We start from the raw sequence: 24,740 nt of genomic DNA, 5'->3' as shown, positions 1-24,740 counted from the left end.
GATTCAATCGCGCCTCTGAACGGAGCAGCCTTCGATGTTGAAAATAGTCCGGTTAGCTTTGACCCGGCCCTACACGTTCATCGTGCTTGCGATGCTGATCCTGTTGATCGGCCCGCTTGCCGCGTTGCGCACGCCGACGGATATCTTTCCCGACATCCGTATCCCCGTGATCAGCGTGGTCTGGAACTATGCCGGCCTGCAACCGGACGACATGTCCGGACGCATCGTCACTTATTACGAACGCACACTCGGCACCACCGTCAACGACGTCGCGCATATCGAGTCGCAATCGTTTCGCGGCTACGGCATCGTGAAGATCTTCTTCCAGCCGACCGTGGATATCCGCACGGCTACCGCGCAAGTCACCTCGGTCTCGCAGACGGTGCTCAAGCAGATGCCGCCCGGCACCACGCCGCCGCAGATCCTGAACTACAACGCGTCCACCGTGCCGGTGCTGCAACTCGCGCTGACCAGCAACACGCTCGACGAACAGAAACTCGCCGACTATGCGGCCAACTTCATTCGCCCGCAATTGCTGAGCGTGCCGGGCGTGGCGATTCCCACGCCCTACGGCGGCAAGACACGCGAAGTGCAGATCGACCTCGATCCACAGGCCTTGCAAGCGAAGAAACTTTCCGCCAACGACGTCGCCACCGCGCTTGCCCAGCAGAACCAGATCATTCCGGCGGGCACCGAAAAGATCGGCCGCTTCGAATACAACATCAAGCTGAACAACAGCCCGCTCGCACTCGACGAACTGAACGCCCTGCCGATCAAGACAGTGGGCGGCGCCACCATTTATATCCGCGACGTGGCACACGTGCGCGACGGCTACCCGCCGCAAGGCAACGTGGTGCGCGTGGACGGGCATCGCGCGGTATTGATGAGCATTCTGAAGAACGGCTCGGCTTCGACACTCGATATCATTTCGGGTGTGAAGGCACAATTGCCGCGCATCGAAGCCACCCTGCCACCAGGCCTCAAGCTCGTCACCATGGGCGATCAATCGACCTTCGTGAAAGGCGCCGTGAGCGGGGTGGCGCGCGAAGGCGTCATCGCCGCCGCGCTTACCTCGCTGATGATTCTGCTGTTTCTCGGCAGCTGGCGCTCGACGCTGATCATCGCGGCCTCGATCCCACTCGCCGTGCTGGCCGCGATCGCCGGACTCGCGGCGATGGGTGAAACGCTCAACGTGATGACGCTTGGCGGCCTCGCACTCGCCGTAGGAATTCTGGTCGACGATGCGACCGTCACGATCGAAAACATCAACTGGCATCTGGAGCAAGGCAAGGACGTGAAGCGCGCGATTCTCGACGGCGCCGCGCAGATCGTCGGGCCCGCTTTCGTATCGTTGATGTGCATCTGTATCGTATTCGTACCGATGTTGCTGCTCGACGGCATTGCACGCTTCCTGTTCGTGCCGATGGCCGAAGCGGTGATCTTCGCGATGATCGCCTCGTTCATTCTCTCGCGCACCTTCGTGCCGATGATGGCGCAGTATCTGCTGCGTGCGCACGCTTCGGGTGGTCACGCGTCGGGCGAACTGGCCGCGACGATGGATCCGCACGGCAGCCATTCCCACACCCGGCCGTCACGTAATCCACTGGTGCGTTTCCAGCGCGGTTTCGAGCATCGTTTCGAGCGTGTGCGCGGCGTCTACCGGATCGTGCTCGGTCTGGCGCTCACGCATCGCAAGCGCTTCGTGGCGGGGTTTCTGATCGTGGTCGGCGCGTCTTTCCTGCTTGCGCCGTGGCTCGGGCGTAACTTCTTTCCGGATATCGATTCCGGAGAAATCGCCTTGCACGTACGCGCGCCAATCGGCACGCGAGTCGAAGATACCGCCGATCAGTTCGACCTCATCGAGAACGCGGTGCGGCGCGCGATTCCACCCGACCAGCTGCGCAGCATCGTCGACAATATCGGGCTGCCCAACAGCGGTATCAACCTGACTTATAACAACAGCGGCACGATCGGCCCGCAAGACGGCGACATTCTGATCTCGCTGAATGAAAACCACGCGCCCACGGCGAGATTCGTGCGGACGTTGCGCGAGACCTTGCCGCGAGAATTTCCGGGCACCACCTTCGCCTTCCTGCCTGCCGATATCGTCAGCCAGATTCTGAATTTCGGCGCACCCGCGCCCATCGATTTGCAGGTCGCGGGACCGAACCAGGCCGCCAATCACCGTTACGCGAACGAAGTGATGCGACGCATGCGGCTGATTCCCGGTATTGCCGATACGCGCATGCAACAAGCGGCGACTTATCCGCAATTCACCGTCGCGGTGGACCGCTCGCGCGCCGATCAACTCGGCATTACCGAGCAGGACGTCACCAATTCGGTCGTGGCGAGTCTCTCCGGCACGAGCCAGGTGTCGCCCACTTACTGGCTCAATCCGAAGAACGGCGTGTCGTATCCGATCGTCGCGCAAACACCGCAATATCGCATGACCTCGCTGTCGAATCTGAGCAACCTGCCGGTGACCGGCAAGAGCGGCCAGGCGCAGATTCTCGGTGGCATCGCCACGATCAAGCGTGGTGTGGGCGATGCAGTGGTCTCGCACTACAACATCGAACCTTTGTACGACGTGTTCGCGACGACCCAAGGCCAGGACCTCGGCGCAGTTGCGGCGAAGATCCAGACCATCGTGCACGCCACCGCGAAAGATGTGCCGAAAGGTTCGATCGTGACACTACGCGGCCAGGTGCAGACGATGAACAGCGCTTTCCTCGGTTTGTCGCTGGGTCTGGTCGGCGCGATCCTGCTGATCTATCTGCTGATCGTCGTGAACTTCCATTCGTGGAGCGATGCGTTCGTGATCGTCACCGCGTTGCCGGCGGCCTTGGCGGGCATCGTGTGGATGCTCTTTACCACGCACACACCGCTTTCGGTGCCCGCATTGACCGGCGCGATTCTCTGCATGGGCGTGGCGACTGCCAACAGCATTCTGGTGGTGAGCTTCGCGCGCGAACGGCTGGCCGTGACCGGCAACGCGCTGGTGGCGGCGATGGAAGCCGGCTTCACCCGCTTCCGCCCGGTCCTGATGACGGCACTCGCGATGATCATCGGGATGGCGCCGATGGCACTCGGTCTCGGCGACGGCGGTGAACAGAATGCGCCGCTCGGACGTGCCGTGATCGGCGGCCTGATCTGCGCGACCTTCGCCACGCTGCTGTTCGTTCCCGTCGTCTTCAGCATCGTGCACCGGCGCGATGCCGCGGAGCACGACGCCGCGCATGGCGCTTGCGACGCCCACTCTCAAGATCACTCACCATCCGAACCCGGAGTCCATCATGTCCACTGAGATCCAGATCAATTCGCCGAAGCGGCTGCGTCATCTGAAACTGATCGGCCTCGTCGCACTGCTGGTAGCGGCGGGTGTCGTGGCCGCCGGTGTGACGAGCCGCGTGCATGCGAAGCAGGAACTCACCACCTGGTCCGCGCAGCAAGCCATTCCGACGGTGGTGGCGTACCCGCCGAAACCCGATACCGAGGGGCAGTCGCTGGTGCTGCCGGGCCGCCTGTCCGCGTTCGTCAATGCGCCGATCTATGCGCGCGTGCCCGGCTATCTGCATGCGTGGTACGCCGACATCGGCACCCACGTCAAAGCCGGACAATTGCTCGGCGTGATCGACACGCCGGACCTCGATCAGCAATTGCAGCAGGCTCGCGCCGATCTGCAGAACTCGGTGGCGAACGAAAAACTCGCGGCATCGACCGCTGCGCGCTGGACCAGGATGCTGCAGCAGGACTCTGTGTCGCAACAGGATTCGGATGAAAAGACCAGCGACCTCGTGGCGAAGCAGGCCACGGTGGCCGCCGCCGAGGCTAACGTGCGACGGCTCGAAGCGCTGGAGTCGTTCAAACGCATCACCGCGCCGTTCGACGGCGTGGTCACCGCTCGCACTACCGACATCGGCGCGCTCATCAACGCGGGCGGCGGCAATGGGCCGGAGCTGTTTTCGGTCTCTGACGCGCGCCAGTTGCGTGTCTATGTCAGCGTGCCCCAAGACGAAGCCGCCGCGATCCAGCCCGGCATGAACGCGACGCTTACCGTGCCCGAACGCCCCGGCGTCAGGTTCAACGCGAAACTGGTCGACACCGATGATGCGATCACGCCGTCTTCAGGCACCCTGCTCGTTCAATTGCAGGTCGACAATCACGACGGCGTGCTGATTCCCGGCGAATACACCGAGGTCCATTTCGATTTGCCGACCAATGCCCACGCCTTGTCGATTCCGGCGAGCTCGCTCATCTTCCGGCAAAGCGGATTGCAGGTGGCCGTGGTCGGCCACGACAATCGCGCGGAACTCAAACCGGTTTCGATCGCAACCGATCTCGGCACGCACGTCGAGATCGCTTCCGGTCTGAACGCGACGGACCGAGTGATCGACAACCCGCCCGACTCGCTCACCTCGGGCGACGAAGTACGACTCCAGGGCAGCGCCACCAATCCAGCCGACACGGCGCTGGCGGAACGGCGCGCAGCGGAGAATTCGCATGGATAAACGCCGTCTGTGCCTGGCGTTGGCGGCCGCGATGCTGGTGAGCGGCTGCTCGTTTGCCCCGGTCTATCACGCGCCGGCTGCCAGCATCCCCACCACGTTCAAGGAAGGCGGCGCCTGGCAGCTTGCGAAACCGGCCGACCGCGTGCCGCGCGACGCGTGGTGGCGAGTCTATCGCGATGCCGTGCTCGACCATCTGGAGGCACAGGTGGCGACCGCCAACCCGGACGTGGCCGCCGCGATGGCGCGACACGATGAGGCCACCGCCTATCTGTCGCAGGCCCGCTCGGGGCTCTTTCCGACCATCGGCGCCGAAGCGTCGGTGCAAAGACAGCGGCAGTCGGATAACCGGCCGTTGCGGGGCACTGACCAGCCCTCGGTGTACGGCACGAATACGGTCGACGTCGGCATCGGTTACGAGCTCGACCTGTGGGGCAAGATACGCAATGAAGTCGCCGCGGGACGCGCCTCGATGCAGGCCAGCGAAGCCGATCTCGAATCGGTGCGCCTGAGCTTGCAGGCGAATCTGGCGAGCGCCTATTTCAATCTGCGCGGACTCGACGCGCAGCAGCAACTGCTCAACGACACGATCGCCACCTACCAGCGCGCGCTGACGCTCACGCTGAGCCGTCACGCCGGCGGCATCGCGTCGGATCTCGACGTGTCGCGCGCGCAGACCCAACTCGACACCGCGCGCGCATCCGCCGACGACATCGCCGCGCGCCGCGCGCTCTACGAACATGCGATCGCGAGCCTCACCGGCACGCCCGCCTCGAACCTTTCGATCGCGGCCGTCACCGAATCGACTTATCTGCCCTCCATTCCCACCGGTGTGCCGGCAACGCTGCTACAGCGGCGCCCTGACATCGCGTCTGCGGAGCGGCGTGTCGCGCAGGCCAATGCGCAGATCGGCGTGGCGAAGGCCGCCTTCTTCCCGGACATTTCCCTCGGGCTGGACGGCGGCTATCAGAGCGACACGCTTTCGCCCTGGTTGATGGCGCCGAACGAAATCTGGTCGGTCGGGCCGAGTCTCGTCTTTACCTTGTTCGACGGCGGCCGCCGCGAAGCGATGACGCAGCAGGCCCGCGCTAGGCTCGCCGAAAACGGCGCGAAGTATAAGGCCGCCGTGTTGCTCGCGTTCCAGCAGGTCGAGGACAATCTCTCGCAATTGCACCATCTCGGCGACGAAGCCCAGCAGCAGAACCAGGCCCTGATTGCGGCGCAACGCACGCTGACACTGTCGATGTCGCGCTATCGCGACGGTGTGGTCAGCTATCTCGACGTGGTGACCGCGCAGACGACCGAGCTCAATACGCAAACCGACGCACTGAGCCTCGATACGCGTCGCCTGCTGGCCTCCGTGGGTCTGATCCAGGCATTGGGAGGCGGCTGGTCCGCGGAGGGCGCCAAGCCCGCGCCTGAGGTTCAGGCGGCGCAGAGCAGTCATACCGCGAGTTGAACACGCAATAAAAAAGTCGCCGGTTCGTTACCGGCGACCTTTCTGGAAGCGGGCACGACGCCCGCTGCCTGCATTTAGAAGCGGTGACGGAGACCCAGCGCCACGACGGCCTGCCTGTCACTCGACGAAGCCGCCAGCGAATAGATCGAAGCGTTACCCAGCACCGCGATGCCGTCGGCACCCGACACATGCTGATACACGCCTTCCAGATAGAGATCCGTGCGGCGCGAAAGCGCATAGTCCGCCTGCAGCATGAACTGATTCCATTTCGGCGCGACGCTTCTGCCGTCGTCGCTGAAATGGCCGTCCGTGAAGGTGTAGGAACCGCCTAACGTGAACGCCGGCGTAATCGCGTAGCGCGCGTTCAACTCATAGTTGTTGAAGGTCAGCAGATCGCCATTGACCGTCGAATACGCACCACCCTGCGTGATCTGATGCGGATCGTTGAGCATCGTGCGCGTGAAGACGAGACCAAGGGTCGCTGCGCCGAACGTGTAGCGGCCCGCCGCGCCGAGGATACGTTGACGCGCGCCCGTGAAAGTCGCGTCGCCGTCGCTGCTGCTCACCGCACCGCCCGTGTTGGCCGGTGTGTTGACACCGCCCGGCTGGTTCACCTGCAGGTAAGCCAGTGCGAGATTGAACGGACCACCCGCCCATTGTGCGCCGAGGCTATAGGCGTTGTTATTGCTGAAGCCGCCCGCCGCATTGCTGAATGCGTACGCGCCGCCGACAGTGACGCCGCCGTAGGTCGCGCTGCGGAATTTCAGTGCGTTGTTCATCCGCAGATCGTTGTTGAGGTTGTCGTTATCGAAGGGGTGGTCGGCGATATTGCCGCCGAAGCCCGAACCGGTCGCCGACAGAGGCGCGACGAAGTCGACCAGAAAGTCGTATTGACGCCCCAAGGTTACCGTGCCCCATTGCCTGCGTGCGATGCCGACCCACGCCTGGCGGCCGAACTCGTCGCCGCCATTGGAGAACTTGCCGCTGTCGATATTGAAACCGTTCTCGAGATCGAACACGGCGCTCATTCCACCACCCAGATCTTCGTTGCCGCGCAGGCCCCAACGATCCGTGCTGATGTTGCCGCTTTCCATCATCCAGTTGCTTTTGCCGCCGGTGGCCGTCTTCTGATTGCTGATGTAGTCGAGACCCGTATCGAGCGTGCCGTAGAGCGTGACGCTGCTTTGTGCGTGCGCCGCCGCGCAGAAAGTGCCTGCCAGCGCGACGAATGTGGTTGCCAATGCCTTATTCATGTCCTGATTCCGGGTAAGAGAGAATGCCGGCCCGCGCATCGACGAACCGATCCCGCACAACGTGCGGGTAGCCGCAATGTAGATAGACGCGGTGACATACCCGTGATCAAAACCCGCCGTTTCATGAAACGTTTTTTATGTTGATGACACGCGCCCAATGGACCCGCAATTCAGCGAACGACCGACGCTGCAGCGGATAAATATCTTTTCATGCACACATCGCCGATCCGCTAAAGCGGGTTGACTATCCTTCTCATCAACCGCTCGACGAATCCATGAGGTTCACGAACCGGGGCCACCCAATTTTATTTGTGAGGATTACGACATGAAATCTCTGACGTTCGCCATCGCCTTTATCGGTCTGACCGCCACCGCCTCTGCCTTCGCACAGTCCACTACGGCACCGACGCAGCAGAGCGCCGCACCCTCGATGCAGGTTGCCGCCAACAGCGGCATGGCGATCAATAGCGCCGGCTCGTGGGTACCGCCGTATGGTCAGGCCACGGGCGAAAAGACACGCGCCCAGGTTTATCGGGAACTGGTACACGCGGAGAAAGATGGCCAACTCGCGTATCTGAACTCGACGCTGTATGCGCACTGAGCTTCACATCAGCGACACAGCGCCGTATTTTCCCCGACGATATCAATGACACTTCGTACCGCGATCAAACGATCCGTTCGTTTTGCCGCCGCCGCTGTTGCAGCCGGACTGTTGCTGTCCGGCTGCGCAACGACGGCGCCCAACGCCAGCACCGCCGACAACTGCGTCGGGCCGCCCGACTACTGCAATATCTATTTTGGTTCCTGATAACGAAAGAGCGCGCTACCCTGACTGGATAGCGCGCTCTTCTGCTAATTGCAGTCAGATTAGAACGTGTGGCGCAAGCCGACGCGACCCACCACCTGCTTGCCATCCGACGACGGATCGAAGCCTGCGATTTGAGCGACCGCGCCACCGCTTGCCTTCTGTAGTGCGGCGAGCACATAGACGGCAGTACGTTTGGACACCTCGTATTCGGCGCTCAAATTAAGCTGTTGATACTTCGGTTCCTGATTGGTCGCGTGATCGCGTCCATCCGTGTAGGTGTAGCCTGCCGCCAGGTTGAGCTGACTGGTCGCCGCGAACGTACCGGCGAATTCATAGTTCTGGAACTTGACGTCCTGACCCGCATCGCCCTGCTGGAAGTCGACGTTGGTAAAGTTGCCCATCAGCTTGAAGCGGTTGAACTGATAGGAGGCGCCGGCGGCGAAGATTCCCTGACTGCGGGCATTTGCCAGGTAGTCGCCGTACACCGCATTGGTAAAGCCGGAGCCGTTCTGATAGCTCTGGATGGACTGCTCCGGGTCGTTGACCCGCAAATAGCCGGCACCGATCGAGAACGATCCCTGGGTATAGGACGCTGCCGCGCTGTAGGCTGCGTTATTCGAGAACTGTCCGGCTTGTCCACCGAACGAGTAAAGTGCTTCACCGGTAAAGCCGCCGATGGTGGGACTCGTGTACTTCACCGCATTGCTGACGGCGAATCCGTTGTCGAGATTGTCCATATCGTTCGGGTGGGAGAAATACCAGCCGCCGTAGCTGTCGTTGAGCGAGAACGGTTCGATCAGGTCGACCAGCGGATCCCACTGACGCCCCACGGTGACCGTGCCAAGCGTTTGACTGGCGAGACCTACGTAGGCATTGCGCGAGAATGCGAGTCCGCTGCCCAGGGCGCCATCGGTCGAATTGAAGCCGCTTTCCAGGTCGAAGACCGCGGCGAGGCCACCACCGAGATCTTCCTTGCCTCTGAGGCCCCAACGGCTTCCTGCGCTAACGCCGCTGGCCATCTGATAGAGCCGGTTGCCGTTGACGTTGCTGGCGAAATCGATACCTGTATCGAGGACGCCGTAGAGCGTGACGCTGCTTTGCGCATGGGCGGTCGATATCGCGCCGATACACAGCAAAGCTCCGGCCAGGTGTGCCAGTTTCATCTTCTGGTTCATGAATAACCTTTCGCTTAATTGAGGATGCCTGATCGCCGTGGTGGCAAGGAAATTGCCACCACCTGGCGAATATATCGACACCAGAAAGCCCCGCGTGTGCAAGACAGACTTTCAAAAAACGCGTTGGATTTTCATGAACGGGTTATTGACCCGCAGCAGCAGAGCGAGTCACATCGACGCGGACGTCGCAACCGAAGTCGCGTTGGACGTCAGTCCGATGTTAAAGAAACTCGAACCCCTGTCGCCGACGTAAAGATGGCCAACCACGTCCCGCACACCCACGCCGTGTGGATTCAACGCTAGCGGGCCGGGTACGATATGCCCCGTCTTGACGAGACTCACCGTCACATACAATTGCGACGAAAAGGTTGGCGCGCCGGGGCCTCCCGGCAACCATGAGGCGTTGATCGCCGTGTCGAAGCCCACGGGGCTGGCAAGGCCGCCGCCAGAAAGCGACGCGGTGTAGCCGACCCCCTGTACCGATGTTGCGCCGACCCGGTTTGGAATAGCCGGGCCGGCAATCAGCGACCAATAGACATTCCCACCGCCCGAACAGGTTCCATACTGCACTCCCGAACTCGCAACCGGCACCGGCACGGTTACCGCCATAATCACCGTCCCTATCGCGGCGTTGTCGGAAACGGTGACGGTGGACGGAAATGTGACGGGGACAAGACCTCTGAATTCCGTCGGAGAACAGTCGGCGTACGCGGCCGATACACCGAACAGGCAAGCGAAGCTGGCCAGTACCAGATGTGGCAGTTTTCTCGTGCGTCGATTGATGGAGAAACTGTACATTTTCCGAGAAGGATTACTAATCAACGATGTCATTATTGCTCGCTCCTATAACGCAAAGGGTTATGTTTCCTACGTGAGGAGCGTTCGGCCTGGCCCTTTCCAGGGTCAGTCCGGTTTGACTGTATTAGATACTCCTCGGGCTCCATGCTATGCCGTGAATTCGGCTCTTTACATGCCCCGGATTGTCGCAGCAAGCGCGCTCGGCAACGCAGGTCAAGCAGAGGGAGCCGATACCTGATAACCGAAACGGCTAACCGTCTCAATCTTCAACTCAGGCACATCGCCCAGCAACTTTCTCCTAAGCCGGGACACGACAAGATTGACGCTGGACGGATCGACATCCTCCTTCTCGGGCCACGCGTAGCGAATCAACTGCTCTCTTGCAACCGGAGCATTGACCTACCTCAGCAGGCATTCGAGCAAAAGAAACTCTCGCCGGGTCACACCGATCCGGCGCACGCCGAACACCAGTTCCCTTGTCGCCCCGTCAAGAGACGGTACCGCACGCTCGCCATACGCGGACAGAGAACCACTCGCGCGCGCGGGGCCGCCGACGATCCGCGCCCCGGCATTGCGCTGCCACGCCTGCAGCCTCTCGTGCATTTCGATAAACGAAAAAGGCTGACAGAAACACGCATCCGCCCCGGCCCGCAAAACCCGCGTGCGATCCTGAGCGGAAGCCGCCCCCAACACCACGACAATCGCCGCACCACTGCCCGCCGCGGCAAACTCCCCGAGAAACGCGAGCAGATCGGCGTACAAGCCGACCTCGATGACCATCAGCACAATCACGTCGAAGGGCTCCTGAGCCGCGAGGAACACGCCATCGCGCAGATCATCGGCTCGCTGCAAACTATGAGCGCTCTCCTGCAACGCCTTGAACAACCACGCCGCTTCCGGATGAGCGGGACCCACGAACAGGACGCGCATTCACCACCCTGCCAGAACAAGAAAAGAAATAGAACTCACGCCAGCGTTCGCGACCAGCACTCGATGGAAATCCGCGTACCCGGCTCGCCACTACCGATCTTCATGGTGAAATCATGTACCCGCATCACCGCGGACACGATGCTCAGCCCCAACCCCGACCCAGCGATATGACGCGTACTCTCGCCACGATAAAAGCGTTGCAGAACCGCGTCGCGCTGATCCGGAGCAATACCAGGTCCGTTGTCGACGATGTCCACCTGCGGCCCCGCCGCCGTCTGTCGCAGCTCCATGCGTACCGTGCCGCCTTCCGGCGTGAACTTGATCGCGTTATCCACGAGATTGCTCAGCGCTTCGAACAACAAGGCGCGGTCGCCGTAGATCGCATCGGCCGCTGGGGCGTCCACGGAAAGCTGGATCGAACGGCTCTCGGCCAGCGGCTCGTAAAGCTCGCCGACTTCCTGAAGCAGCGTGTCCAGCTGCACTTCGCCAAAGCCGCCGCGTCGTTGCAACGTACCGATCTCGGAGATGCGCAGCATCGCGCGAAAGCGATCGAGCAGCGCGTCGGTCTCGGTGCGCGCACGTTCCATCAGTTTGGCCAACTCGGCATCGTGGTGCGTTTCTGTACGCTCCGCCGCGTGCGCGAGCAAGGTCCGCACGTGCGCCAGCGGCGTGCGCAAATCGTGCGCGATGCCGTCGCACGCCCCTTTGACTTCGTTCATCAGGCGCTCGACTTCGGCAAGCATATGGTTCACGAGATGCGCGAGCATATCCACTTCGTCGCGTCCGCCAATTGGCAGACGTTGCGCGAGATCGCCCTGCGCAATGCGTTGCGTGACGCGCCGGATCGCCTTCAGGCGCCTCATCTGCCGCACGCTCAGTGCCAGTCCACCGGCCACGCCGGCCAGCAGACACAGCACGCCCCCGCCTACCAGCGCGTTGATGATGGTCTCTCGAATCCGCAGAATATGGGTCAGGTCGCGCGCGATCACGAGCGTGGAGCCATCCTTGCGCTTCTCGGCCATCGCGCGCACCACCGGCGCCTGATCGTTGCGGCCCATCGAGAGCGTGAGGTCGAGCGTCTTGCCCTTGCGGGTAGTGGGCAGCACGGCGGGATACGCGAGCACGTCTCCGGCGATCAGCCCGCCGTTGGCATCGAACAAGCCGTAGTAGTTGGTGTGCATGCGCTCGCGCTCGATGCGCCGATGAATCGCATCCGCCAGTCCCGCGTCGGGCAGCGAGTCGAAATAGATCAGTTGCCAGTCCATCACGACGTCGGTCTCACGCTCCATGTCGCCGGTCACGGCCCAGCCAATGAAGCCGAGCAGCAGCATCACCGAAAACGAAAAGATCACCGCATAGATGGAGAGCAGGCGAAAGGTCGTGGAATGCCAGCGCCGCCCGAGCGCAGCCTGGCCGGGTAAGATTGTGTCCATCAGAAAAGTGCGCTCATGCGAGGATATAACCAGAGCCTCGTACGGTCTGGATCAAGGGCGCGAGCCCGGGCGGATCGATCTTCTTGCGCAACCTTCCCATGTGCACGTCGATCAGGTTGGTGCCGGGATCGAAGTGGTAACCCCACACAGCCTCGAACAACATGGTGCGGGTGATGGTCTGCCCCGCATGACGCATCATGAATTCGAGCACGCGGTATTCGGTGGGCAGCAGTACGATTTCTTCGCCGTCGCGCTGAACCTTGCGCGAAATCAGATCGAGTTCGAGCGGGCCGACTCGCAGATGCGTTTCGAGTTGCGCGGCCGGGGTCTGGCTGCGGCGCAGCAGCACTTCGAGACGCGCGGTCATTTCCTCGGGATCGAAGGGCTTGGTCAGATAATCGTCACCACCGGCACGCAGACCGCGCACCCGTTCGTCCACATCGCCAAGCGCGCTCAACATGAGCACCGGCGTTTGAATGCCGATGCTGCGCATGGTGGTCAGAATCGTGAGGCCGTCCACGCCGGGCAGCATGCGGTCGAGCGTGATCACGTCGTAGTCTTCGCTGATCGCGCGCGCCATGCCGTCGCGGCCATTGGCCACCCAATCCACCGTAAAGCCGCGGCTTTTCAATTCACCGACAATTTCGTTCGCGGTGATTTCATCGTCTTCGATCGTCAGCACTCGCGACATGATCATTGCGTGCGCCGCCAGCTCTACCGATGCAAGCGGCGGGCGCGACCGGTTATCAGTAGAAGGACATGATGCCATATTCGGCTTGCGCGTTCAGTGCACGGGCGTGCGGTTCGTTGGAGGCCGCAGCTGTGCGTCGGCGCCTGCTTGCAGGCTACGCGGGATCGTATAGCGGATGAATATCCGCTTCATGAAGAAATATTTAAGTTCGGCGCAGAGCCTCGCACACACGTTGCCGAACTCGATAAAACAAATTTCATTTTGCCGACGCCGCTTCGGTATACCGGCTCCACTAGCCTACAGCCATCCCGCCGAATCAACCGGCGGTCCGACTCGACCCTTCTCGTGGATGGTAAAAATGAAGCTCACAACGAAAACGCTGATCACCACGCTGCTGCTGATCGGCAGCGCCTCGGCGATGGCCGCGCCTGGTCTCACGGCACAGCAATGCAATGACTATCCGTTCAAACAGCTAAAGCATGAGGTGACGCATACGCAGTTGATGAACGAACTCGGTGAACTGGAGGCCGTGGGCTACAACCCGTCTGGCGACGACGACAACTATCCGCGTGACCTGGAAGCCGCCGAGCACAAGGTCCAGACCGAATATCGCGCCGACTGCCTGCCGGCGGCGCCGCATGTGTCGGCCGACACCACCACGTCGCCCGCGGGTGGCGCGCCCACTCAAGCCGTGAATCAGCCGGCCGGCTGATTCACTAAACGCCACCTTGGCGGCAGCGAACTCAACGCATCGTCGAGCCGTCGAGCGGCCGCGTTTTATCCTCGGTATGTCGTGAGCGCGACGCTCGCCGCTCCGCGCGCTGCTGGCGTAGGTCGGCCAGCCTGCGCCTGCCATGCGTGAGCGACGCAATCCCGTAAAACGCGAGCGGCGCGAACACCAGCCCGAACAGCGTGGCGGCCAACACGCCGCCGAACACGCCGGTGCCGATCGACCGGCGGCTTTCCGCGCCCGCCCCGCTCGACACGACCAGCGGCACGACGCCGAGCAGGAACGCCGCCGACGTCATCACGATCGGCCGGAAGCGCGCGCCGGCCGCTTCGGTCACCGCACGCGTCAACGGCAGACCGCCGCGATACAGGTCGCGTGCGAATTGCACGATCAGAATCGCGTTCTTCGCCGCGAGGCCGATCACGGTAATCATGCCGACCTTGAAGTACACGTCGTTGGGCATGCCGCGCAGCAGCACCGCACTCACTGCGCCGATCACGCCGAGCGGCACGACCATCAGCACCGCCAAAGGAATCGTCCAGCTTTCGTAGAGCGCGGCCAGCGCCATGAATACCGCCAGCAGGGACAGGCCGATCAGGAGTGGCGTCATCTGCGCGGCCACGGTCTCCTCGCGTGCCGCGTCGACCCAGTCGTAGCTGACGCCCAACGGCAAGGACGCGGCAAGCCGCTCCATCTCCGCCATCGCCGCACCGGAACTGTAGCCCGGCGCCGCGTGGCCGCTCACGTCGAGCGACGGATAGCCGTTGTAGCGGTTCAGCATCACCGGGCCGATGGTCCAACGCTCCGAGGCGATAGCCGAAAGCGGCACCATGCCGCCGGTCGAATTGGGAATCGAGAGCGCGAGCAGATCGTCTTCGCTCATGCGCGTGGCGGCCTCGCCGGAAATCATGACGCGACGCATCCGGCCGCCCGCCGGGAAGTCGTTGATATAGGTAGAGCCGAACGTGCTACCGAGCACGTCGGCGACACGCTCGAACTGCACGCCTAGCGCATACGCCTTGGCACGATCGACGATCAGCTCCAGGCGCGGCGCGTCGGGCAGATCTTCGGAGTGCACCGAGGCCAGCATCGGACTCGCCTTGGCTCGCTCGAACAATTGCTCGCGCGCGGCCTTCAATGCATCGAGTCCCACGCCGCCGCGATCTTCGAGGCGGAACGTGAAGCCGTCCGAATGCCCGACGCCCGGCACGGAGGGCGGCAACTGCGCCTCCACGTCACCGTCGAGAATCTTCCCGAACTTCTGGTTGAGGCGGTCGCGTAACACGAGGGCATCGGTATCGCGCTTGTCCCAGTCCTTCAGCTCGACGAATTCCATCGCCACGTTCTGACCGCTACCGGCAAAACTCCAGCCGATCACGCTCGTCACGTTGGCAATCGCCGGTTCGGCGTGGAGGATTTTCTCCGCGCTCTTCACCACCGCGAGCGTGCGCTCCTGCGTGGCGCCCGCCGGCAATTGCACCATCACCTGCAACTGCCCTTCGTCTTCGCTCGGCAAGAAACCGCTCGGCATCTGCCAATACAACGCGACGCACACGCCGACCAGCACCGCATAGACCGCCAGCATCGGTCCGACGCGGCGCAGCGTGCGTGCAGTCAACCCGCGATAGCCGCTGGCCGCGCGATCGAAACCGGCGGTGAAACCGCTTGCCGCACGCGCGGCGAAACCGAGCACACCACGGCGCGCATCGCGCTGATGCACCGACTGCGTATGCGCCTTCAACAGATTGGCGCACAACGCGGGGGTCAGCGACAACGCCATGAACGACGACACCAGCATCGACGCAATCATCGCCACGGCGAACTGCCGGTAAATGCCGCCGACGCTGCCGGGGAAAAACGCCATCGGCACGAACACGGCGGTCAGCACCGCCGTCACGCCGACGATCGCGCCGCCGATCTGCGTCATCGCCTTGCGGGTAGCCTCACGCGGCGGTAGGCCCTCTTCCTCCATCACGCGATGCACGCTCTCCACCACCACGATCGCGTCGTCGACCAGAATGCCGATGGCGAGCACGAGGCCGAACATCGTGAACACATTGATCGACAGGCCGCACGCGTACATGGCGAGAAACGCGCCCATCAGCGTGACCGGAATCACGACGGTCGGCACCAGCGTGTAACGCAGATCGCGCAGGAACAGCCACATCACGAAGAACACCAGCACTACCGCTTCCCCGAGTGTGACGAGCACCTCACGAATGGCGATCTTCACGAAATGGGCGTTGTCGAACGGAATCTCGACGGCGACGCCCGGCGGCAAACTTTTGGACAACTCGTCGAGCCGTGCACGAATCGCGTTCGAAGTTTCGAGTGCGTTGCCGCGCGGTCCGAGTTGAATCCCCACGGTGGCCGACGGCTTGCCGTTCAGGCGTGACCAGAACGAGTAATTGTCACGCCCGAGTTCGACTCGCGCGACATCGCGCAGACGCACCGCCGAGCCGTCCGGCTGCGCCTTCAACACGATCTGGCCGAATTCCTCCGGCGAAATCAGTTGCCCTTTCACGCTCACCGACGCCGTCAACTGCTGGCCGGGAACGAAAGGCGCGTCGCCGAGCGTACCCGCCGTGACGGTGGCGTTCTGCGAGGTGATCGCGGCGATCACCTCGGCGGCACCGAGGTTGTATTCGCGCAGCTTCATCGGGTCCAGCCAGATCCGCAGCGCTTCGTCGGCGTCCCAGAGTTCGGCGGCGCCCACGCCCGGCGCGCGCTTCAACTCGCGCAGCACGTAGCGGCTCAGGTAATCGCTCAGTTGCACGGAGTCGCGCGTGCCGTCGGTGGAGGTGAGCGCGACCAGCATCAGAAACGTATTGGCCGCCTTGAAGACGCTAATGCCCTGCTGCACGACCTGCTGCGGCAAGCGCGGCTCGACCTGCTTGAGCCGGTTCTGGATGTCGACGAGCGCGAGATCCGGATTCGTGCCGGGGGCGAAGGTCGCATCGATTTCAAGCTCGCCGAGATTGTCGCTGGTGGTCTGGTAATACAGCATGTTGTCGGCGCCATCGAGACTCTCCTCGATGATGCTGCCGACATTCGCATCCACCACCTCGGTCGACGCCCCCGGATACATGGCGGAAATGACGATGCGCGGTGGCGCGAGGCGCGGATACTGCGCCACGGGCAGCATCGGAATGGCAAGCGCGCCCGCCACGACGATGGCGAGCGCGACGATCCAGGCGAAGACCGGGCGGTCGATGAAGAAAAAAGGCACGCGAATGTCCGTTCAGATTGGAGCGAAGCGTGGCGCGTCGGTCAGGCGCGCCATATGCAGCGCATCGGCCAGCACGCCGTCGCGCATCGCGTAGGCGCGCGAGCGGCCCTCCTCGACAAAGCCGAACTTGCGATACAGCGCGATGGCCGGGACGTTGTCGGCGAACACCGTGAGTTCGATACGGCGCAAACCGAGCGAGCCATCGGCGGACCCGGTCAAAGCCTGCATCAGTGCCGTGCCGACACCCCGCCCATGATAATCGTCGTGCACGGAGATACCCAGACACGCGCCGTGAGCCCGGCTGGGACGGTACAACTCCAGACCGGCATGCCCCACGATGCGCCCGTCGAGCCAGGCGCACACGCTCACGCTGCCTTCGAGGCGCCGCTTATGCCACGCCGCGATCTGTTCGGTACGGCGATAACCGTTAGACAAGGTCCCGCTTCGCACGCCGGGCAGGCTCATGATGTCGGCGAACGCCTCCATGTCGGCCGGTTCGCAGGCCTTCAGGACGATGCGATTCTCAGAGGCCGTCTCAGCCGTCGAGGTAGCTTCTTTCATGGACTATTGCGCTCCGAGATGGGGCGCGGACGGCGCCGGCATAAACGGCGCGGGCTCGCGCAGCCGCGCCATCATGTAGCAATCGATCAGCTCGCCACGGCGCAACACCGAGCCACGCTGGCGTACCTCGATCTCGAAGCCGAGCTTGCGATACAGCGCGAGCGCGGCGTGATTATCGGCAAACACATGCAGTTCGACACGACGCAGACCGAGCCAGTTGTCGGCAATGTCGAGCAGTTCGTTCATCAGCAGATTGCCGATTCCGCGCCGGTGCCAGTCGTCGTGAACGCAGATGCCGAGCGAGGCGGCATGCGCGCGACGTCCCCTGAATGGCGTCAGATCTGCTTCGCCGACCAGCGTGTCGCCGACCATGGCGACGATCGCAATCTCGCTGGCGTCGAGTTTTTCGATGAATTCACGCGTGCGCGTAACGGACTCGAACGGTACATGCGGGTTGCCGTTCGCCACCACCGGCAACTGCAGCAAGGCATGGAATTGCTCCGCATCGGACAGCCGCACCGCGCGCAGCGTGAGGCCCTCGGGCAAGCTCTCAGATTTTGATGTTGTTTTTATGTGTTGATCCATAGGCTCATAACGTCAATTCGAATGACCTCACCAGGATGCCGGGCAATTGCATGCCGCCCGTGGCGCGCTCACCCCATGTGGAGTCGCTGAGTAGCAGTTCGGCTTGCGCGCCGATCTGTTCGAGTTCACTGCCGAGCAAGCGGTACAGACTGTCGTCGAAACGCATGGCTTCGAGCGGCGCGACGATCTCGCCGTTTTCCACCCAGAACGTCGCGAAGCGCGTCATGCCGGTCAGGCGGCAATTCATACGGTCCGAGAAATTCACGTACCAGAGGTTGCCGATATAAAGTCCGGTGCCGAGTTTGGCCAGCACGTCTTCTTCCAGCAGATCGCCGCCTTGCATGGCGAGCGCGGCGGGGGCCTCGTCCGTGAGCGCGCCGTTGGGCGTCAAGCCGTACTCGCGCGCGCTGCGTGCATTGGTCAGCCGCTCGACACTGCGCCCGGCTTCGATGAGCGACACGTTCTCGCGCAAATAGCCGTCTTCATTGAAGCCGGGTGTGATGCCGAGACTGAGATCTTCGCTGATCGAAACACGCGGGTCGACTACGACTTCTCCTACATGCAATTTGTAGAGCGCGCTGCGCGAGCTCGCTTGCGTCTGCGCAGAAAAACCGCGCCATGACGCGGTGCCCAACAGTTCTGAGAGCGCATCGGGTGCCAGATAGGCGCGATATTTCCCTGGAGCCAACGCTCGCGGCGTGCGCGCGAGGACGGTCAGACGCGTTGCCGCCTGCTCGACTTTGCGCGCGAACACGGCGTCGTTCCAGTCGTCGCCGGCGTAAGTCGTCTTGATCGCGCGACCGCTCGGGTCGTAAAGCGACCAGCTGAAATTGAAGTTGTCGACCTCGTACCAGCCACGACTGCCGCTCGTGGAGGCAAAGCCGCGCACGATGGTGCCGCCCGCGTAAAAGCCGACGAAATCGAGTCCTTCCGCCAACTGCGCCACCGAGCGCAACAAGCCGTCCGGGTCCGGCAACTTGCCGGAGCGCTGCGTGCTGCGCTCCCACTTCGACGTGTCGAACAGCAGATGCGGATCGTCCGCCGCATCGCGCAGACCTTCACGCAAAGTGGCAAGCGCGGCGCCTACGTCGTCGATATCCTGGCGCAGATCGCCGCAGACAGTCAGGGTGGAATAAGCCTGACGTGCGCCGTCGATCAGGCGCAAGGTCAATTTGCCTTGCGACACACTGCCGGTTTGGCGCACCTTGCCTGCATTGAAGCGGATAAAGTCCGACTGCTCGCCCGCGAACGAACTGAGCGTGGTTTCGGCGCCCTGCCGTTGCGCTTCGATCGCTTCGGCGAGCGACATGAAATGCCGCTGCCAGTCGACCGGGTTGGCGGCGCGAGATGAAATGAACTGGCTCATCATGCGCCTCCGAATACGTCGATGTTGCTGAACACACAAGCCGGCGACGCATGCCCGACGCGAATGATCTGCGCGGGCTCGCCCTTGCCGCACATTGGCGTGCCGTACACCTCGCGCGTGGCGGCATTGCCCACCGCGCTCAGACTACGCCAGAAATTCGCCGAGATGCCGCGGTAGTTCGGCTGCTTGACCACTTGAGTCAGCTTGCCGTTTTCGATCAGTTGCCCGAATTCGCAACCGAACTGGAATTTGTTGCGATGGTCGTCGATCGACCAGGACGTGTTGGTACGCATCAGAATGCCGTGTTCGATACCGCCGATCATGTCCTCCAGCGAACTGTCGCCGGGTTCGATATTCAGGTTCGCCATCCGGTCGATCGGTGCACGATTCCAGTTCGACGCGCGCGAGTTCGCCACGCCCGGCATCTGCGCACGCTGTTGCGAGAGCGCGCCGCCCAGCGGCCGCTCCAGCACGCCGTTGCGAATCAGATATTGTTTGTCGGCTGCCGTCCCGTCGTCGTCGAATGCGTAGGCTGCCGCTTCTTCGCGCAGTTCGGGGTCGAACGTGACATTCAGCAGTTCCGAACCGTAACGATAGGAGCCGAACATGTCGCGCTTGACGAAGCTCCAGCCCGCGAAGTTGCGCTCGTCGCCAAGAATCCGGTCGAGTTCGAGCGGATGGCCGATCGACTCGTGAATCTGCAACATCATCTGATCGGGCATCAACAGCAGATCGCGCTTGCCCGAAGGGCAGTTCGGCGCGGCCAGCAATTGCAGTGCTTCATTCGCGACACGCACGCCCGAGCCTTCGAAGCGAAAACGCGCCAACACTTCCATGCCGCCCTGCCCGAGCGTGCCGTAATTGCCGCCGTTGGTGCGCACTTGCGTGTCGCCATCGGCATGCGCGGCCACGCTGAGTTGAGGCATCACGAACTGAAACTGCTGATCGATACGCACGCCGTCGCTGGTGATATAAAACTGATCGGTATGCGTGATCTGTACCGATGCCACGCGCTCGACGATCCGGTCGTCGAGTTTGGCCCCTGCGCATTCGGCGCCGAGCAGGTCGAGCCATTCGGCGCGTTGGGGTAACGCACGCTGTGCATTCGGCGACACGTAGTGACCGCTCGCTGCCGGACGCGCGACTTCGCGGTGATCGATCAACGACAGCCCCGCACTTGCCTCGGCCCGCATGGTGGCGATATCGAGCGCAGACTGCAAGCCCGCCGCCGACAGATTCGCGGTGGCGGCATAGCCTGCCCCCGCGCCCACCCACGCAATCAGCATGGCGCCGCGATCGCGCACGGTGCGCAACGGCTGCGCGATGTCGTTACGGATCTCGTGATCGTCGATTCGTTCGTCGACAATGCGCAGCGACCAGAACGCAGCCCGGCTCTTCAGCGTGCGGGCGGCCTGCGCCCAACGTTCGTCAATCATTAGCTGTTCCCGTATGAGTCGCCGCACCGTCCGGCTCGGGCACGTTGAGCGAGGACGCCAGCAGCGACTGGGTATAAGGATGCGACGGTGCGTGCAACACATCGAGGGTGTCGCCTGTCTCGACAATCCGCCCGGACTTCATCACGATCACGCGATGCGCCATGGCTCGCATCACCGCCAGATCGTGCGTAATGAACAAGTAGCTCAGCTTGTACTTTTTCTGCAGATTTGTCAGTAGATTCAGCACCTGTTTCTGGATCGAGACATCGAGCGCGCTGGTCGGCTCGTCGAGCACCAGCAATTCCGGCTCGACTGCAAGCGCGCGCGCAATCGCGATGCGCTGACGCTGGCCGCCGGAGAACTCATGCGGATAGCGCAACATCGAGTCGGCGGGCATGCCGACTTCTTCGAGCAGACTGCCGACGCGTGCCCGACGCGCCTTCGCGTCCACTTCCGGCCGATGCATCACGAGACCCTCGCCGATGATCTGCTCCACCGTCATGCGTGGCGACAGCGAACCGAACGGGTCCTGAAACACGACTTGCATACGCGAATACAGCGCGCGGCGTGAGCTTGCCGTTTTCAGCATGGAGAGCGGCATGCCGTCGATATGGATCTGGCCGGCCGCCGGATGCTGCAGCCCGAGCACCGTTGCCGCCAGCGTGGATTTACCCGAGCCGGATTCGCCGACGATGCCCAGCGTTTCGCCGCGCCGCACACTCAGATCGACGTCATGCACCGCGCGGAAAGTGGAGCGGCCGAACAGCGAACGCCAGCCTTTCGCGGCGGTGCTGTAATCGACGGCCAGACCCTGCACTTCCAGCAGCCGGGGCGCGCCCGGCTCGACCGGTTCCACGGCGCGCTGCGGCTCGCTGTCCAGCAGGCGTCGCGTGTACGGATGCTGCGGACTGGCGAATAGCGCTTCGGTCGTATTCGTTTCAACCAGAATGCCCTTTTCCATCACCGCGACACGTTGCGCGAAACGCTTTACCAGATTCAGATCGTGCGTGATCAGCAGCACGGCCATGCCGCGTTCGGCCGCTTCCTGCTCCTGCAGCGAAATCAACAGGTCGACGATCTGCTGACGCACGGTCACGTCGAGCGCGGTGGTCGGTTCGTCGGCGAGCAGCAAACGCGGACGGCACGCGAGCGCCATGGCAATCATGGCGCGCTGCCGCTGACCACCGGACAACTGATGCGGAAAACTGTCGATCCGCCGTTCCGGCTCCGGAATGCCCGTGCGCCTGAGCAATTCGATGCCGCGTGCGCGTGCTGCGTTCGGTCGCAAGCCTTCGTGCAGACGCAAACTCTCGGCGATCTGCTTGCCTATCGTGAAGAGCGGATTGAGCGCGGTCATCGGCTCCTGAAACACCATCGCAACGTCGGCGCCGCGCAAGCCGCGCATCTGTTGCTCGGTTTTCTGCAACAGGTCTTCACCGTCGAGCAACATGTGTCCGCTCAGTTCGGCATGTTCGACGAGACGCAGAATCGACAGCGCCGTGACGCTCTTGCCCGAACCCGATTCGCCGACCAACGCCACCCGCTCACCGCGGGCGATGGAAAGACTGAGTTCGTGCACGGCAATCTTGTCGCCGAACCGTACCGAGAAACGATCGATTTCCAGCAGCGGACGGCCGATGGGTGCCTGACTATCTGTCATCGCGGACCTCCGCCGAAAGCCGAACCACGCGAACGTGTATCGAGCGCGTTACGCAATGCATCACCCATGAACGTCAACAACAGCAGCGTAATCACCAGTGCCGCAAACGCCGACATCGAGATCCACCATGCGTCGAGATTATTCTTGCCCTCCGCCAGCAACTCACCGAGGCTCGGCGTCGGCGGTGGCACGCCGAGGCCGAGAAAGTCCAGACTGGTCAGCGAAAGGATGGCCGCGCTCATGCGGAACGGCAGAAAGGTAATCACCGGTGTGAGGCTGTTGGGCAGGACATGGCGCCACATGATCTGCCAGTTCGACAGGCCCATGGTGCGGGCAGCCTTCACGTAGTCGAGCGAACGGTTACGCAGAAACTCGGCGCGCACATAGTCCGACAACACGAGCCAGCCGAACATCGAAAGCAGGATGAACAGCAGCCACAGCGTGGGCTCGAAGATCGACGCGAAGATGATCAGCAGGTAAAGATCCGGCATCGAACTCCAGATCTCGACCAGACGCTGGCCGATCAGGTCGGTGCGGCCGCCGTAAAAGCCCTGCACGGCGCCGGTCAGCACGCCGATCGCCACACCGGACACCGTGAGCGCGAGCGCCATCAGCACCGAGAGACGGAAGCCGTAGAGCAGGCGAGCCAGTACATCGCGCCCGAACTGATCCGTGCCGAGCCAGTTGCTTCTGGTGGGCGGCGCCGGATACGGATGCGCCGCGAAGTAGTCGATCGTGTCGTAGTGGAAATGATTCGGCGGATAGACGGCGAAGTTCCCATTCGATTCGAGCCGCGAACGGATATACGGATCGAGGTAATTCGCCTTTGCCGGGAAGTCGCCGCCGAACAGCGTCTCCGAATAGTCCTTCACGATCGGGAAGTAGTAGTGCCCGTCATAACGGACGATCAACGGACGATCGTTCGACAGCACCTCGCCTAGCATGCTGATGGCGAACAGTGTCACGAAGATCACGAGGCTCCAGTAGCCGAGACGCTGCTGCTTGAAGCGCAGCCACGTACGCCGCCATGGAGACGGCGACGCCGCGTGCGCCGCACCGGCCGCGTCAGCGGTCCAGGCGGTTGAATTGGATGCGGGGGTCGACGAGGACATAGCAGACGTCAGCAATAAGTTTGGTTACGAGGGCAATCAGCGTGAACAGAAACAGCGAACCGAGCACGACCGGATAATCACGGCGAATCACCGAGTCGTAGGACAGTTGGCCCATGCCGTCGAGCGAGAACAACGTTTCAATCAGCAGGTTGCCGTTCAGAAACGCACCGACGAAGGCCGCCGGCAAACCGGTGAGTAACGGAATCGCAGCGTTGCGCAACACGTGCTTCCACAGGACGTCGCGCTCGGGTGCGCCCTTGGCGCGCGCCGTCAACACATACTGGCGGCCGATTTCTTCCAGAAAGGTGTTCTTGGTCAGAATCGTGACGATCGCGAAGTTGCCGACCACGGAGGCGGCGACCGGCATCGCGATGTGCCAGAGATAGTCGAGTACCTTGCCGAACGCGCTCAGATCGTTGAAGTTATCCGACGTGAGGCCGCGCATCGGAAACACCTGCCAGAACGTGCCGCCGCCGAAGAACATCAGCAGCAACACGCCAAGCACGAAGCCGGGAATCGCATAACCGGAGAGCACCAGCACGCTCGTGACCGTGTCGAACCGCGAGCCGTTGCGCACCGCTTTCGCGATCCCCAACGGCACCGATATCAGGTAGGTGAGCATCACGGTCCATAGGCCGAGCGTGATCGACACCGGCAACTTGGAACGAATCACGTCCCAGACGCTGTCGTGCTGGTAATAGGACTGGCCGAGATCGAAAGTCGCGTAGTGCCTGAGCATCAGCAAATAGCGTTCGAGCGGCGGCTTGTCGAAACCGAACTGCTTCTTGATCTGCTCGAGTTGCTGCGGGTCGACACCCTGGCTACCGTGATAGCCGCCCCCGCCCGCCCCCGCCTCTCCGCCACGACTGGCGCCGTGGCGGAGTTGCGTCATCACCTGTTCGACCGGCCCACCCGGAACGAACTGCGTGACGACAAAAGTCAGTGTGACCACGCCGAGCAGCGTGGGCACCATCAATAGCAATCGTCTGAGAATGTAGGCAAGCATGCT

20 protein-coding genes and 1 pseudogene are annotated in these 24,740 nt (G+C 62.4%); 6 read left to right on the top strand and 15 right to left on the bottom strand.

Annotated features, from left to right (window positions below; translation table 11 throughout):
- Window positions 1-34: 34 nt before the first annotated feature.
- Genes FQ705_RS16180 through FQ705_RS16170 form a run of 3 tightly spaced genes read left to right on the top strand, consistent with a single transcriptional unit; the run spans window position 35 to window position 5,964 of the window.
- Window positions 35-3,304, top strand: coding sequence for an efflux RND transporter permease subunit (locus tag FQ705_RS16180; RefSeq protein WP_144142781.1), 3,270 nt, complete (start codon window positions 35-37; stop codon window positions 3,302-3,304).
- Window positions 3,294-4,508 carry an efflux RND transporter periplasmic adaptor subunit gene (locus FQ705_RS16175; RefSeq protein WP_144142779.1) on the top strand — a complete coding sequence of 405 codons (1,215 nt, stop codon included), beginning with the start codon at window positions 3,294-3,296 and terminating at the stop codon, window positions 4,506-4,508. Before FQ705_RS16180 ends, FQ705_RS16175 begins: the two co-directional genes overlap by 11 nt.
- The gene (locus tag FQ705_RS16170; protein WP_144142777.1) at window positions 4,501-5,964 is read left to right on the top strand and encodes an efflux transporter outer membrane subunit; all 1,464 of its coding nucleotides are present in this window, start codon (window positions 4,501-4,503) and stop codon (window positions 5,962-5,964) included. Before FQ705_RS16175 ends, FQ705_RS16170 begins: the two co-directional genes overlap by 8 nt.
- Before the next feature lie 74 nt (window positions 5,965-6,038).
- On the opposite strand, the gene FQ705_RS16165 is transcribed toward FQ705_RS16170, so the two are convergent.
- A complete protein-coding gene (locus FQ705_RS16165) occupies window positions 6,039-7,217 on the bottom strand; it encodes a porin (RefSeq protein WP_144142775.1) in 1,179 nt (392 codons plus the stop codon).
- 325 nt (window positions 7,218-7,542) lie between these two features.
- Here FQ705_RS16165 and FQ705_RS16160 point away from each other — a divergent pair, with 325 nt between their 5' ends.
- Window positions 7,543-7,818 carry a DUF4148 domain-containing protein gene (locus FQ705_RS16160; protein ID WP_144142773.1) on the top strand — a complete coding sequence of 92 codons (276 nt, stop codon included), beginning with the start codon at window positions 7,543-7,545 and terminating at the stop codon, window positions 7,816-7,818.
- Window positions 7,819-7,863: 45 nt separating this feature from the next.
- Window positions 7,864-8,025, top strand: coding sequence for a hypothetical protein (locus tag FQ705_RS34105; RefSeq protein ID WP_186307881.1), 162 nt, complete (start codon window positions 7,864-7,866; stop codon window positions 8,023-8,025).
- Between the two features lie 59 nt (window positions 8,026-8,084).
- On the opposite strand, the gene FQ705_RS16155 is transcribed toward FQ705_RS34105, so the two are convergent.
- The 6 genes and pseudogenes from FQ705_RS16155 to FQ705_RS16135 all read right to left on the bottom strand — a co-directional run bounded on the left by FQ705_RS16155 (window position 8,085) and on the right by FQ705_RS16135 (window position 13,052).
- Window positions 8,085-9,188: a porin gene (locus FQ705_RS16155; protein ID WP_186307880.1), complete on the bottom strand. Its 1,104-nt coding sequence runs from the start codon at window positions 9,186-9,188 to the stop codon at window positions 8,085-8,087.
- Between the two features lie 180 nt (window positions 9,189-9,368).
- Window positions 9,369-10,031: a hypothetical protein gene (locus tag FQ705_RS16150; RefSeq protein ID WP_144142769.1), complete on the bottom strand. Its 663-nt coding sequence runs from the start codon at window positions 10,029-10,031 to the stop codon at window positions 9,369-9,371.
- Window positions 10,032-10,211: 180 nt separating this feature from the next.
- Window positions 10,212-10,379: pseudogene (locus FQ705_RS34830) on the bottom strand (helix-turn-helix domain-containing protein); the annotation flags it as partial.
- A gap of 18 nt (window positions 10,380-10,397) precedes the next feature.
- Window positions 10,398-10,928 (bottom strand): DNA-binding response regulator, encoded by a 531-nt coding sequence (locus FQ705_RS16145; RefSeq protein WP_313955675.1) that lies wholly within the window; start codon window positions 10,926-10,928, stop codon window positions 10,398-10,400.
- Between the two features lie 35 nt (window positions 10,929-10,963).
- On the bottom strand, window positions 10,964-12,361 hold the full coding sequence (locus FQ705_RS16140) for a sensor histidine kinase (RefSeq protein ID WP_260854539.1): 1,398 nt from the start codon (window positions 12,359-12,361) through the stop codon (window positions 10,964-10,966).
- 13 nt (window positions 12,362-12,374) lie between these two features.
- On the bottom strand, window positions 12,375-13,052 hold the full coding sequence (locus FQ705_RS16135) for a response regulator transcription factor (protein WP_144143545.1): 678 nt from the start codon (window positions 13,050-13,052) through the stop codon (window positions 12,375-12,377).
- Window positions 13,053-13,410: 358 nt separating this feature from the next.
- Here FQ705_RS16135 and FQ705_RS16130 point away from each other — a divergent pair, with 358 nt between their 5' ends.
- On the top strand, window positions 13,411-13,764 hold the full coding sequence (locus tag FQ705_RS16130) for a DUF4148 domain-containing protein (RefSeq protein ID WP_144142767.1): 354 nt from the start codon (window positions 13,411-13,413) through the stop codon (window positions 13,762-13,764).
- Window positions 13,765-13,795: 31 nt separating this feature from the next.
- Here the strand turns inward: FQ705_RS16130 and FQ705_RS16125 are convergent, their stop codons facing one another.
- Genes FQ705_RS16125 through FQ705_RS16090 form a run of 8 tightly spaced genes read right to left on the bottom strand, consistent with a single transcriptional unit; the run spans window position 13,796 to window position 24,737 of the window.
- Complete coding sequence (locus FQ705_RS16125; protein WP_144142765.1) at window positions 13,796-17,011, bottom strand: multidrug efflux RND transporter permease subunit; 3,216 nt, start codon at window positions 17,009-17,011, stop codon at window positions 13,796-13,798.
- Window positions 17,012-17,023: 12 nt separating this feature from the next.
- Complete coding sequence (locus FQ705_RS16120; RefSeq protein WP_144142763.1) at window positions 17,024-17,572, bottom strand: GNAT family N-acetyltransferase; 549 nt, start codon at window positions 17,570-17,572, stop codon at window positions 17,024-17,026.
- Window positions 17,573-17,575: 3 nt separating this feature from the next.
- Window positions 17,576-18,118: a GNAT family N-acetyltransferase gene (locus FQ705_RS16115; RefSeq protein WP_313955674.1), complete on the bottom strand. Its 543-nt coding sequence runs from the start codon at window positions 18,116-18,118 to the stop codon at window positions 17,576-17,578.
- Between the two features lie 43 nt (window positions 18,119-18,161).
- A complete protein-coding gene (locus tag FQ705_RS16110) occupies window positions 18,162-19,523 on the bottom strand; it encodes a TldD/PmbA family protein (RefSeq protein WP_144143544.1) in 1,362 nt (453 codons plus the stop codon).
- Entirely contained in the window at window positions 19,523-20,959 is a 1,437-nt protein-coding gene (locus tag FQ705_RS16105) for a TldD/PmbA family protein (RefSeq protein WP_144142759.1), read from the bottom strand. Before FQ705_RS16105 ends, FQ705_RS16110 begins: the two co-directional genes overlap by 1 nt.
- Entirely contained in the window at window positions 20,952-22,619 is a 1,668-nt protein-coding gene (locus FQ705_RS16100; RefSeq protein WP_144142757.1) for an ABC transporter ATP-binding protein, read from the bottom strand. The genes FQ705_RS16105 and FQ705_RS16100 overlap by 8 nt, the downstream gene beginning before the upstream one ends.
- Window positions 22,616-23,731: an ABC transporter permease gene (locus tag FQ705_RS16095; RefSeq protein ID WP_144142755.1), complete on the bottom strand. Its 1,116-nt coding sequence runs from the start codon at window positions 23,729-23,731 to the stop codon at window positions 22,616-22,618. The genes FQ705_RS16100 and FQ705_RS16095 overlap by 4 nt, the downstream gene beginning before the upstream one ends.
- Window positions 23,685-24,737 (bottom strand): microcin C ABC transporter permease YejB, encoded by a 1,053-nt coding sequence (locus tag FQ705_RS16090; RefSeq protein ID WP_144142753.1) that lies wholly within the window; start codon window positions 24,735-24,737, stop codon window positions 23,685-23,687. Before FQ705_RS16090 ends, FQ705_RS16095 begins: the two co-directional genes overlap by 47 nt.
- Between the last annotated feature and the right edge of the window lie 3 nt (window positions 24,738-24,740).

The sequence above is a fragment of the Paraburkholderia sp. BCC1884 genome (assembly GCF_900996225.1).
Taxonomy (GTDB): domain Bacteria; phylum Pseudomonadota; class Gammaproteobacteria; order Burkholderiales; family Burkholderiaceae; genus Paraburkholderia.
Note: the sequence above shows the minus strand (reverse complement) of the source record. Positions and strands in the feature narration are given on the sequence as shown.